The sequence below is a fragment of the Streptomyces sp. RPA4-2 genome, from assembly GCF_012273515.2.
Classification (GTDB): Bacteria; Actinomycetota; Actinomycetes; order Streptomycetales; family Streptomycetaceae; genus Streptomyces; species Streptomyces kaempferi.
The window spans coordinates 898989-911289 of the sequence record NZ_CP050975.2; the positions used below are offsets into that span (position 1 = coordinate 898989).

Here is a 12301-nt window from a genome sequence, read left to right on the forward strand (position 1 = left end):
CGAGCGGACCGACCGGGTGTCCCGCCGGGTCCCCGGCCGGAGGACCGGCCCAGGTACCCCGGGGCGCTCGTCGGTCAGGCCGTGTACCGGCGCAGTGCCGGCGTCGCGGCGGCCAGGCCCAGCGTGGCGGCGATCACCAGCAGACCGCCGCCCGCGACGGCCGTGCGGGCCCCCAGGAGGGAACCGGCCGTTCCGTGCAGGACGTCGGCGAGGCGCGGGCCGCCCGCGACCACCACGGTGAACACTCCCTGCATCCGGCCGCGCATCTCGTCGGTGGCGGCCGACAGCAGGATCGCCCCGCGGAAGACCATGGAGACCATGTCGGCGACTCCGGCGGCCGCGAGGAACGCCACGGCCACCCACAGGCTGTCGCTGAGGCCGAACCCGGTGATGGCGGCGCCCCAGGCCAGGACCGCGACGATCACCATGAGGCCGTGCCGGCGCGCACGGGAGAACGTGCCCGACATCAGTCCGCCGATCACCGCGCCGATGGGGATCGCCGCGAACAGCAGCCCGAGCGCGAGACCTTCACCGTAGGGCGCGTACGTCTCGGCGGCGAGTTGCGGGAACAGCGCCCGGGGCATGCCGAAGACCATGGCGATGATGTCGGCGAGGAAGGACAGCAGCAGCACCTTGTGCAGGGCGATGTAGCGGAACCCCGCGACGACCTCGCGCCAGCCCGCGCGGCGGCCCGCCGCTCCCGTCAGAGGCGGCAGCGAGGGCAGCTGTACGACCGCCCACACGGTGACGCACAGCGCGAGCGCGTCGATCAGATACAGCTCGCTCAGGCCGATCACCGGAATCAGGGCACCGGCGAGCAGGGGTCCGGCCACCAGGCCCGTCTGCATGACGGTCGAGCCGAGCGCGTTCGCCGCGGGAAGTTCCTCCTCGGGGACCAGCCGGGCGATCGACGCGTTGCGGGCCGGTGCGTTCAGGCCGAAGAAGGCCTGCTGGAGGGCGAGCAGGACCATCAGGACCAGGACGGAGCCGAGTCCGGTGACGGCCTGTATCCAGAAGAGCAGCGAGGTGACGGCTATCCCGGTGTTGGTGACGAGGAGCAGCTTGCGCCGGTCCATGCTGTCGGCGACGGCGCCGCCCCAGAGAGCGAAGACCACGAGCGGCAGCAGGCCGGCGAGGCTCGCGTAGCCGACCCAGGCCGAGGACCCGGTGATGTCGTAGATCTGCTTGGGGACGGCGACGGCGGTGAGCTGGCTGCCCACCGACGTGACGATGGTGGAGGACCAGAGCCTCCGGTACGCCGGACGCCGCAACGGGCGGGTGTCCATCGTCCAGCGGCGCCAGCCACTCCGGTCCGGCTGGCCGCGGTCCACCGCACCGGCCGGCCCGTCCACCGGTGCCGGTGCGCCGTCCGTGCCGTCCGTACTGCTCTTGCTCGTGTCCACGACCGTCCTGGCTGCTCGATACATCTTTCGGTGTCAGGGTTCACTATCGCTGAACAGGAGCGTGCGGAGTCCCCATGGGTCCCGTGCGGCCCGTCACGCCCGTTCCCCGGGGTCCGTCACGGGCGCGTGACGTACGTCGCTCAGGCTCCGGCGATCAGCAGGGTCCCCATGCCGATCATCGTCGCGGCGACCAGGGCGTCCAGCACCCGCCACGACGAGGGCCGGGCCAGGAAGCGGCCGAGCAGCCTGGCGCCGAAGCCCAGCGCGGCGAACCAGCACAGGCTCGCCAGCGCCGCCCCGAGTCCGAAGGTCCAGCGGAACGGGCCGCGGTCGGCCGCGAGGGAGCCGAGCAGGAAGACGGTGTCGAGATAGACGTGCGGGTTGAGCCAGGTCAGCGCCAGGCAGGTGAGCACGGTCCGCCGCCACGAACCCGTGGAACCGCCCGCCGCCTCCAGCGCCGCGGGACGCAGCACCCTACGGGCGGCGAGGACTCCGTAGACCAGGAGGAATCCACCGCCGACCAGGCCGACGACCGTGAGTGCCTCCGGCCGGGCCACGACCAGCGCGCCGACGCCGCCCACGCCCAGCGCGATGAGCGCCGCGTCGGAGACCGCGCAGATGCCCACCACCGCGAACACCGCGTCGCGGCGGATGCCCTGGCGCAGCACGAAGGCGTTCTGCGCGCCGATGGCGACGATGAGCGAGAGGCCGGTGCCGAACCCGGCGGCCGCGGCGGTGAGGGCGTTGGTCATGGCGACGACGTTAAGAAGACGACTGTCAAGAGTACAGCTAAAGATTCTTACGTATCATTAGCGCTCGTGATGACGGAACTCCCCCTCGACCAGGTGCGCACCCTGCTGGCGGTGGTCGACGAGGGCACCTTCGACGCGGCGGCCACCGCCCTGCATGTGACGCCCTCGGCGGTCAGCCAACGCGTCAAGGCCCTCGAACAGCGCACCGGACGGGTCCTTCTGACGCGGACGAAACCGGTGCGCCCGACCGAGTCCGGCGAGATCGTCGTGCGGTTCGCGCGCCGGCTGGCCCGGCTGGAGCGCGACGCCCGGGCCGAGCTCGGCATGAGCGACTCCGGGGAGCCGACACGGCTGTCGATCGCGGTGAACGCCGACTCGCTCGCCACCTGGTTCCTGCCCGCGCTCACCCGCGTCCCGCGCGAGCTGCGGCTCTGCTTCGAACTGCGCCGCGAGGACGAGGACCACACGGCCACCCTGCTGCGCGAGGGGGCGGTGATGGCGGCGGTGACCTCGTCGCCCGACCCGGTGGCGGGCTGCTCCGTCCGGCCGCTGGGCCGGATGCGCTACTTGGCGGCTGCGAGTCCCGCCTTCGCCGGGCGATGGCTCGGCGCCGGGACGGACACGGCGCTGCACGACCTGCTCGCCGACGCTCCGGTGGTCGTCTTCGACCGGAACGACGACTTCCAGGACGGCTTCGCCGCGCGAATGCTCGGTGGCCGCGGCGCGAGCCCGCTGCGGCACTCCGTGCCCACGTCGGAGGGGTTCGTCGACGCTGTCGCCGCCGGGCTCGGCTGGGGCATGGTGCCCGAGGCGCAGGCCGGGCCGCTGCTGCGCGCCGGGCGGCTGGTCGGCCTCGCCCCGGACCGGGCCGTCGACGTCCCCCTGTACTGGCAGCAGTGGAAGCTCGACTTCCCGGCGCTCGCCGTGGTCGCCGAGGCCGTGGCGTCCGCCGCCGCGGACGCGCTGGGGCCCGCGCCGCCCTCCTGACCCGCCGCCCGATCGCCCCCACCGAGTCGGCCGCCTGACCGCCACGGTCCGAAAAAGCGCCGCTTCCGACCGAGGACACGGGGCACATCGGCCGGGAGCGGGCCGACGACATCGTCCCGGGACTCCTCGCCGGGGCGCGGGCGCGGTATCTTTCGCGCTGGGTGAAGCCGATACGGCTGAGTGAAACCAAGGCCAACGAAAGGCGATCGGCGCGGGAGGCGTCGAGGTGCGGGCTGGTGCCGGTGCGGCGCATTCGCTCTGGTCACCTGACGGCAGGCGGACGAGGACAGACCGATGACTGGGAGCGCCGAGCCGGCGGACCACGCGCTGGATGGCCTGGCCGTCCTGCTCAACGGGGCCGTGGCGGACGCGATCCGCGCGGCCCGCGGCTTCGCGGGGGGCGTGTACCTGCGCACGTCCACGCCCGGCCTGCTGAGACTGGCCGTACTCGCGGGCCTGCCCCACCAGTTGTTCCGTTCCTGGTGGCGACTGCCCCTGGACCGGCCCTTCCCCGCCGCCGACTGCTACCGGCAGGGCAGGGAGGTGCTGCTCGCCGACGCCACGGAGACGATGCGCCGCTATCCGCAGCTCGCGGCCGGTCTGCCGTTCCAGTTCGGCTCACTGTACGTACCCGTGACGGGCTCCTCGGCCTCCTTCGGCGTCCTGACGGTGCTGCGCCCCTCGGCCTCGGACGCCACCGACGTGCTGCCGGACCGCGACCGGATGACGGCGGTGGCGGAGAGTCTGGGCGCCGCGCTCTCGGCCCGGGAGAAGGACGGGTCCGAAGTCACGTGGGACAGCGAACCGTTGTGCGTGCGCCCGCCCGCCGACGGTCCTTCCCCGCGGTGCGCCGGACGGTTCGCCTGGGATCCGGTCGGCGGCACGGTCACCGCGGACGACGCGTTGTGGTCCCTGCTCGGTACCGGTGCGGGGGCCTTCCCCGGGACACCGGAGGCGCTCGCTAGAAGGCTGTCCCCGCGGGATCCGCACGCCCTGCTGGCCGCGCTGCACGAGACGGCCGCCGGTCACCCGCCCGCCCATCCGCTGCCCCTGCGCACGTCGAGCGGCGGCCTGTGCCTGCTGCACCTGTCCCCCGGACACGACGCGCCCGCCCCGCCGTTCCGGGTCTGTGGGACGGTCGTCGACCCGGGACCGGGACCGGCCGCGGCCGATGCGGCCGACCTCCTCCCGGAGGGCGTGTTCGCACTGGACCGGCTCGGACTGATCACCTACGTCAATCCGCGCGCCGCCGAGCTCCTCGGCCGGCCGCACGGGGAACTGCTCGGGCGACCGCTGTGGCAGGCCGTGCCCTGGCTGGACCAGCCGTCCTACGAGGACCATCTGCGCGGCGCGCTGCTGTCGCCTGAGCCGGTGCACTTCCAGGTCGCCCGCCCGCGCGAAGGACGCCGGACCGCCCTGGCGGGCCGCGGCGACACCTGGCTGACCCTCTCGGTGTATCCCGGCCCCCGCGGCCTGACGTGCAAGCTGATCCCGATGGGGCGTCTCGCCGACACCACCAGGGCCGCGGAGGCCGCGCCGCTCGACGAGGGCCGGCGGGCGGAGACGGCACCCGGCCCCGGAGCATCCGTGTCGAGCGTCACCACGGCCGGGCTCTACCACCCCATCGTCCTCGCCATCGCCCTGTCCGAGGCCGTGACCGCCCGTCAGGTGTCCGAGGTGGTCATGCGGGAGCTGCTGCCCGCGTTCGGCGGACGGCAGCTCGCCATCTACCTGTTGCAGGAGCAGCGGCTGTACCTCGCGTGGGAGACCGGCTTCCCTCAAGGCTTCCTCGCCCCCTTCGACGGGGTGGGGCTGGACGCCGAGCTGCCCGGAGTGGAGACCCTCACCTCCGGGCGGGCCCTGTTCTTCGAGTCGATGCCCCGGCTCGAGTCCGCCTATCCCGGGATCGCCCTGGACGCCAAGGTGGGCGCGCGGGTCTTCCTGCCGCTGATCGCCTCGGGCCGGCCGGTCGGTTCCTGCATCCTCGGCTTCGACCGTCCGCGCGACTTCGGCACCGAGGAGCGTGCGGTGCTGACGGCACTCGCCGGACTCATCGCACAGGCCCTGGAACGAGCGCGGCGCTACGACTCCGAGGCCGCCCTCGCCCGTGGCCTGCAGGAGGCACTGCTCCCCCACCGGCTGTCGGCACACCCCCAGGTGGAAACGGCCGGACGCTATCTGCCCGGCACCGAGGGCATGGACGTGGGCGGCGACTGGTACGACGTGGTGGAGGCGGGCGACGGACTCGCCCTGGTCATCGGCGACGTCCAGGGACACGGCGTCCAGGCGGCCGCCACCATGGGCCAACTGCGCAGTGCCGTCCGGGCGTTCGCTCTCGGCGACCACGCTCCGGACGAGGTGATGAGCGGCACCAACCGGCTGCTCATCGACCTCGATCCCGGTCAGTTCGCCAGTTGCTGCTACATCCGGCTCGACCCGGTGACCGGCATCGCCCGTGCCGCGCGCGCCGGACATCCGCAGCCCCTGTTGCGCCACCCCGACGGCCGCGCCGAGGTCCTGAACCTGCCCGGCGGTGTGGTGCTCGGCGTGGACCCGCACGCCCGCTACCCGGTGACGGATCTGCGCCTGGAGCCGGGCGCCGTCCTGGCCCTCTACACGGACGGCCTGGTCGAGAAGCCCGGTACCGACATCGACGACGGTATCGAGAGGGTGCGCGCGAAGCTGTCCGGGGCGGGCACCCCGCACGCCCGCCCCGGCGCCTCCTCGCTGTCCCGCGCGGCCGATCTGCTGACCGAGGAGGCCCGGCAGGCCGCCGAACGCCCCGACGACATCGCCCTGCTGCTCACCACCCGCCGGTCCCTGCGCGACCCTCGCCCCTGACTCCACCGGGGCGGCGGCCGCGCTGTCTCCCTTGACCCAACCAGGGGGGTGGCCGCCCTGCCGCCCCCGACACGGCCGGGGCGACCGGTCACCTCAGTGCGCGCTGTCGAGGCGCTCCCGCTGATCCGGCGTCAGTTCCAGGTCCACGGCCGCCAGGTTCTCCTCCAGTTGTGCCACGGACGACATCCCGACCAGCGGGATCACCGGAAGGTCGGCACCCAGCTGCCAGGCGAGCACCACCTGGTTCGGACTCGCTCCGGTCTCCCGCGCGACCGCTCGCAGCGCGGCGAGCCGGGGCGGTGTCCCCGGGTGGTCGTAGTCCGCGGGCAGCGGCTTGTCCGCGCGGACGTAGGCGCCGCGCAGCAGGGGCGAGTAGGCGACCAGGGTCAAGGTGGGCTCGGCGCGCAGATAGCCGAGGAGTTCGCCGGTCGTGCCGCCGAGGCTGCCGTCCCGGAAGAGCGCGTCGGGTATGTCGGTACGGGGCCGCAGCAGGCTGTGCTGGTATTGCAGCACCTCGTAGCCGGGAAGCCCCGCGGCGGCGGCGACGGCGCGGGCCCGCTCGACCCGCCAGACGGCGTGGTTGCTCGCGCCGAGCAGACCCACGGCCCCCTCCGCGACCAGCTCGCCGAACCCCTCGACGGTCTCCCGTATGTCGACGGTCCGGTCCTCGATGTGCGCGTAGAGCAGGTCGATCCGCTCCAGTCCGAGCCGTTCCCGGCTGCGCTCGGAGGCTTCGCGGATCGTCTTGGCCGACAGCCCCTCCGGGTTGTCGGTGTACCCGGTGCCGACGGCCAGCGGCCGGGCACCGAGCTTGGTCGCGAAGACGATCTCGTCGCCGACGCCCCGGCTGCGGCGCCAGCGTCCGAGCAGTTCCTCGCTCTGGCCGCCCTGGCCGCCGTCGACCCAGAAGGCGTAGTTGTCGGACGTGTCGATGAAGTTGCCGCCGGCCTCGACATAGCGGTCGAGTACGGCGAAGGAGGTCTTCTCGTCCGTCACCGAGCCGAACAGCATCGCGCCGAGCGCGAGCACGCTCACCTCACGGCGGTTGTCCGGATCGGCGCCGATGGAACGGTACTTCATGCTGGTCCCTCCTGTTCGGGCCCGGCATCCGCGGGCCCGAACGGGAGTCTGCGACTTGAAGAGCACTTCAGGTCAAGTGCCTGCGAACGGGCCCTCCAGAGCGGCCCACTGCAACAGCATGATCGTCTTGGCGTCGGCGATCTGCCCGCCGCGGATCATGGCCAGGGCGTCACGGAAGGGCAGTTCGACGACCTCGATGTCCTCGCCCTCCTCCTCCAGCCCGCCACCCTCGTGAGTGCGGGTGGACGGCCCGTAGTGGGCGGCGTAGAAACTCACCCGCTCGGTGACCGAGCCCGGGCTCATGTAGACGTCGAAGACATGCTGGACCTCGCCGACGGTGTGCCCGGTCTCCTCGACGACCTCACGGCGCACGGCGACCTCGGGGTGCTCGTCCGCCTCGTCGAGCAGTCCGCCCGGTGTCTCGACGAGCATCCCGTCCGGGTGCCCGTTGGTGTACACCGGGTAGCGGAACTGCCTGGTCAGCAAGACGGTTCGGCGCTCGGTGTCGTACAGCAGGAGGGTGGCTCCGTTGCCGCGGTCGTGCGTCTCGCGCTCCTGGGTGCTCCAGGTACCGTCGGCGTGCCGGAAGTCGAAGGTGGTGGTGCGCTCCACGTACCAGTGGCTGGACAGGAGTTTCACGTCCCGGACCCTGACCCGGGGGTTGCCGGTCAGGCCCAGGCCCGTCCGGTCGAGCCCGGTGCGGCCCCGGCGGTCCGGGGTGTCGATGCCGGCGGTCATCGAGCGCTGTGCGCGCTCCGCACGGGAGTGGTCGTTCATGGCCACTGTCTATCATCGCGGCACGAACATCGAGGCCACAGCGGGGCTTCGCCCGTCTAGGCTCTCGGCATGGAACAGACGGAGATCATCCTGCGCGCCATCGGCGTGCTCACCGAGACCAACGCGATGGTCCGCAGGATCGCCCAGGACGAGGACGCCGAGGCCGAATCGACCGAGACGCAACTCGGTGCGCTCGTCACCGAGGTCTTCCCCCGTGTCGAGGTGCCCGCCGACGCCGGGCCCGCGGAGGCCGGACAGGCCGTCGCGGACGCCTATCTGCCCGCCACGATCTCCCTCGTGGGTGCCTTCGCCTTCCTCTTCTCGGAGCTCGCCGACGTCCACGACTCCGGACAGACCGACATCAAGACCGCCGATCTGCTCCAGGACCTCGCTCTGCGGATGTCCAGGGCCGAGAACGAGTAGCCGCCGCCGACCGCCTCGCCGTGGCACCGGCCGTCGGCACGGCGAGGCAGCACGGCCAGGCGGCACGGCCGGGCGGCACGGCCGGGCGGCAGTGGGTCTTCGCGCCCGCCCGGGGCTCAGGAGTGCGGGACCACCGCCACCGGACACGGAGCATGGTGGATCACCGCGTGCGCGACCGAACCGATCCGTGAACCCAGCGCGGAGCGGTGCGCCCGGCGTCCGACGACGATCAACTGAGCGCCGGCGGTCTGCTCGAGGAGGACCTGGCCTGCGCTCCCCATCTCGACGTGCGGGGTGACGGGTACGCCGGGAAACCGCTCACGCCACGGCCGCAACGCCTCGGCGAGCGCCTTCGTCTCGTACGGTTCCAGACCGCCGGCCTCGTCCAGCAGTCTCAGTGAACCCGGGCTGTAGGCGAACACCGGCGGCAGACTCCAGGCACGTACCGCGCGTACCCCGGCGCCACGGACCGCCGCCGTCTCGAACGCGAACTCCAGGGCGGCCGCGCTGTCCTCGGGCTCGCCCTGCTGACCCACGACGATCTCCCGGCCCGCCGCCTCGGGCGCCGCCCGGTCGTCGGCGCGCACCAGCACGACGGGGCAGCCGGCCTCGGCGATCACCTGCTGCCCGACCGAACCGAGCAGGAACCCCACGACGGCGCCGTGGCCGCGCGAACCGAGCACCAGCGCGCGGGCACCGGCCGCCTCGGCGACCAGGGTGTCCACGGCCGGGCCCACCACCACCTCGTCGGAGACCGGCAGGTCCGGGTGCGCGTCGGCGACCTTACGGGCGACGTCGCGGACCATCTCCCGGGCCCAGCGGGCCTGATCGTCCCGGTCGGGGCCGGCGCCGTCCAGCATGCCGTGGGGCGGCCAGTGCCACGCGGACATCACGCGCAGGGGCACGCCGCGGCGGACGGCTTCCCTGCCCGCCCACGCCGCCGCGGCCCTGCTCTCGGGTGATCCGTCCACGCCCACGGTGATCGGGTGGGTCATTCGCCTGCCTTCCCGCCGCCGGCCGGTCGTCCTGCCGGCTCGCTCCGCAACCTGACGCTCCAGTGTCCGTCATCATCGGCGACGCACGGCGCGGGCGGGGCCGGACCCCTCCGTCGGGCACAGCCATGCGTCGTCGCGCGTCGTGCGAGCGGGCACGTAGGGGTCCCTACGCGGACTCTCTCACCACGAGTTCCGGGTCGAAGATCACCGAGGTGGGCTCGGTGCGCAGGCCCTGGATGTGCTCGTCGAGGAGACCGGCCATCGTCGAGGCCATCTCCTCGACCGGCTGACGCACGGTGGTCAGCGCGGGCCTGCAGGTCGCCGCCACGCTGGAGTCGTCGAAGCCGACGACCGCGACATCGTCCGGCACCCGTCTGCCGCGCTCCCGCAGCACCTGGCAGGCGCCCTGGGCCATCAGGTCGTTGGCGGCGAACACCCCGTCCACGTCCGGGTGTTCGGCCAGCAGTCCGGACATGGCGGCCATTCCGCTGTCCAGGGTGAACCCGCCCTCGGCGACCGGCACGTACGGATGCCCGCTGCGCGCCATCGTGTCGCGGAACCCGGCGAGCCGGTCCTGACTCGCGCCCAACCGTAGCGGTCCCGTGACCGTGACGATCCGTCGGCAGCCCCGCTTCAGCAGATGCTCGGCGGCCTGTCGCGCGCCGTCCCGGTGCGCGAGGTCGACGTAGCTCAGGGGGACGGGCCGCGACGGCCGGGCGAAGAGGACGGCGGGCACGCCGGCGTCGGCGAGCAGCGCCGGCATCGGGTCGTCGGCGTGGGTGGAGACGACGAGAGCGCCGTCCGCGCTGCCCTGCCGCAGGTCCGACAGCACTTGCTGTCTGGCTTCGGGGGATTCGGCGAACATCAGCAGCGGATGCATCGAGCGGGGCCGCAGATAGCCCACCACGCCGGCGACGACCCGTCCGAAGAACGGGTCCGCGAACACCCGTGCCGTGAAGGCGTTCTGCTCGCCGTCCGAGGTGTCGCCCGCGCCGGAGACGATCAGCGCGACCGTCTGGGTCCGTCGGGTCACCAGTGATCTGGCGGCCCGGTTGGGGGCGTATCCGGTCCGCTCGACCGCCTGGCGCACCACTTCCTGAATACCGGGATCGACGTTGCGGACACCGTTGATGACCCGGGAAACCGTCGCGCGGGAGACACCGGCCTCCCGCGCGACATCCTCCAGCGTGGGGGCCTGTCTGCTCATGCCCCGCACCCTAACCGCCGCGTACTGCGCCGGGATAGAGCGCTCTCCCATCGAGCTCCGAATCAGCGGTAGACACCGAACTCGTAGAGCGAGTAGCCCCATCCGGTCCCGCGGGCGGTGCCGTTGACGCGCACATAGCGGCCGGTGCCCGAGACGTCGAGGTCGTCGACGCCGCCGTTGCCGTCGGTGACCGAGCGGACGGTCGTCCAGTTCTGTCCGTCGTCCGACGTCTGCACGGTGTAGGCCTTCGCGTACGAGGTCTCCCACACCAGTTGCACGTGCCGGAACGAGGTGCGGGTGCCGAGGTCGACGCGGAGCCACTGGGGGTCGCTCCAGTCGCCGGCCCAGCGGGTGGTGAGGTTGCCGTCGACGGCGCCCGCGGCGGTGCAGGGGCAGTCACCGCCGCCCGCCTGGGACGAGGACGCCGTGGCAGGCTTTCCGAGAGCGACGTTCGTACCGCTCGGCACGGGCGGCACCACCCGCACGGAGTGGGACTCGACACCGACGTTGCCCTTGCCGTCCTTGGCCTTGACGTAGATCTTCCAGACGCCGGGCCGGTCCGGTGCGGTCACCCTGAGGCGGCCGCCGCCGAGGTCGGTGGAGGGCAGCGGGATCAACTGCTTGCTCTGGTCGAGGTAATTGCTGTTGTCCAGGACCTCGTACGTGATCGGATCGCCGTTGGGGTCCGTGGCCTTGACCGAGAGGGTGAGGTCACCCCCGGCGGGCACCTTGGCCGCGTCGCCCTCGACGGTCAGGGCGGAGATGACGGGCGGGGTGTTGTCGTGGGAGGTGTCCGCGCCGTACGCCCTCTTCACGGCGTAGTACGACAGCCTCTTCTCGCCCGCGGGCAGCAGGTTGAACCAGATGCCGCCGAAGTCGTACTCGGTTCCGTAGTGGAACATCGTGGCTCCGAGCGCGACACCCCGGTGCCCGGTGACGCAGTTCCACGCCCGGGTGTATCCGTCGGCCTTGGCCGGGTCGGTGGGTTCGGCGGGGATGCCGTTGGCGTCGTCCGGTACCTCCCACTCGCCCGCCGGGCCGGTCTCGGTGATGATGTAGGGCTTGGTGTAACCGCCCTGTTGCCAGGCCGACTTCACGTCGCAGACGGCGTTGTAGGCGTTCACGGCGTACAGGTCGAGGTCGGGCGCGTTCTTCTTGTAGTAGGGCCACGCGCCGGTCCACGCGTCGGTCGAGGTGACCGGGTGGTTGGGGTCGACGACGTGGATCTTCTTGGTGATGTCGTTGACGAGCGTGGTGTAGGCGTCGCGCTGGCGCTCCAGTTCGTCGCCGCTGTAGCAGTTCTGCAGTCCGAGCACGGACTCGTTGCCGACGTTCCACATCAGGACACCGGGGTTGTCCTTGTAGGTGGCTGCCCATTGGGGGAACTCGTCGAGCACCTGGTTCTTGTAGGCGGTGTCCGTCAGGTAGTTCACGCAGCCGCCGCTGCCGGGGCCGCCGCCGGGCTGCAGCCAGAAGCCGGCGATCACCTTGATGCCCTGAGCGGCCGCCGCGTCGAAGAGCGGCTTGCTGGAGGCGTCGGTGCCCCAGGTGCGGACGGTGTTGACACCCATCGACTTCAGGTCGGGCATGTAGCGCCCGGCGTCGGCGGTGGACGGCCCCCAGGTGAGGCCCTTGATCTGGTACGGGCTTCCGTCGACGGTCAGTTGCCAGTTGCCCTGCGAGCCGGTGACCTTGACGACGCTGCTTACCGCCTGTGCGGGGTGGGACGGCAGGGCGAGGGCCCCCGCGGCGAGCAGGGCCGCGGTGACGGGCGCCGCGATACGGCGCCGGGTGGTTCGGGATCCGGTCATGGGTGTCCGTCCGGTGTGCGGGTGA

The 12301-nt window shown here is 72.4% G+C and carries 10 protein-coding genes; 3 read left to right on the forward strand and 7 right to left on the reverse strand.

Features of this window, described 5'->3' with window-relative positions; all coding sequences use genetic code 11:
- Window positions 1-74: 74 nt before the first annotated feature.
- Both HEP85_RS03515 and HEP85_RS03520 read right to left on the reverse strand, forming a co-directional pair.
- Window positions 75-1427 (reverse strand): MFS transporter, encoded by a 1353-nt coding sequence (locus HEP85_RS03515; protein ID WP_168526108.1) that lies wholly within the window; start codon window positions 1425-1427, stop codon window positions 75-77.
- A gap of 116 nt (window positions 1428-1543) precedes the next feature.
- Window positions 1544-2155 (reverse strand): LysE/ArgO family amino acid transporter, encoded by a 612-nt coding sequence (locus HEP85_RS03520; RefSeq protein ID WP_168526110.1) that lies wholly within the window; start codon window positions 2153-2155, stop codon window positions 1544-1546.
- Between the two features lie 69 nt (window positions 2156-2224).
- On the opposite strand from HEP85_RS03520, the gene HEP85_RS03525 reads away from it, so the two are divergent.
- Together HEP85_RS03525 and HEP85_RS03530 are read left to right on the forward strand one after the other, a co-directional pair.
- Window positions 2225-3142 carry a LysR family transcriptional regulator ArgP gene (locus tag HEP85_RS03525; protein ID WP_168533277.1) on the forward strand — a complete coding sequence of 306 codons (918 nt, stop codon included), beginning with the start codon at window positions 2225-2227 and terminating at the stop codon, window positions 3140-3142.
- A gap of 294 nt (window positions 3143-3436) precedes the next feature.
- Complete coding sequence (locus HEP85_RS03530; protein WP_168526112.1) at window positions 3437-5983, forward strand: SpoIIE family protein phosphatase; 2547 nt, start codon at window positions 3437-3439, stop codon at window positions 5981-5983.
- 93 nt (window positions 5984-6076) lie between these two features.
- On the opposite strand, the gene HEP85_RS03535 is transcribed toward HEP85_RS03530, so the two are convergent.
- A complete protein-coding gene (locus tag HEP85_RS03535; RefSeq protein WP_168526114.1) occupies window positions 6077-7063 on the reverse strand; it encodes an aldo/keto reductase in 987 nt (328 codons plus the stop codon).
- 72 nt (window positions 7064-7135) lie between these two features.
- Window positions 7136-7801, reverse strand: coding sequence for an NUDIX domain-containing protein (locus tag HEP85_RS03540; protein WP_168533279.1), 666 nt, complete (start codon window positions 7799-7801; stop codon window positions 7136-7138).
- 108 nt (window positions 7802-7909) lie between these two features.
- On the opposite strand from HEP85_RS03540, the gene HEP85_RS03545 reads away from it, so the two are divergent.
- Window positions 7910-8263: a hypothetical protein gene (locus HEP85_RS03545; protein ID WP_168526116.1), complete on the forward strand. Its 354-nt coding sequence runs from the start codon at window positions 7910-7912 to the stop codon at window positions 8261-8263.
- A 116-nt stretch (window positions 8264-8379) separates the two neighbouring features.
- Here HEP85_RS03545 and HEP85_RS03550 read toward each other — a convergent pair whose 3' ends face one another.
- From HEP85_RS03550 to HEP85_RS03560, 3 genes are all read right to left on the reverse strand, one after another.
- Complete coding sequence (locus HEP85_RS03550) at window positions 8380-9258, reverse strand: universal stress protein (RefSeq protein ID WP_356012333.1); 879 nt, start codon at window positions 9256-9258, stop codon at window positions 8380-8382.
- 166 nt (window positions 9259-9424) lie between these two features.
- On the reverse strand, window positions 9425-10465 hold the full coding sequence (locus HEP85_RS03555; RefSeq protein ID WP_168526118.1) for a LacI family DNA-binding transcriptional regulator: 1041 nt from the start codon (window positions 10463-10465) through the stop codon (window positions 9425-9427).
- A 62-nt stretch (window positions 10466-10527) separates the two neighbouring features.
- Window positions 10528-12276 (reverse strand): discoidin domain-containing protein, encoded by a 1749-nt coding sequence (locus HEP85_RS03560; RefSeq protein ID WP_369657573.1) that lies wholly within the window; start codon window positions 12274-12276, stop codon window positions 10528-10530.
- Between the last annotated feature and the right edge of the window lie 25 nt (window positions 12277-12301).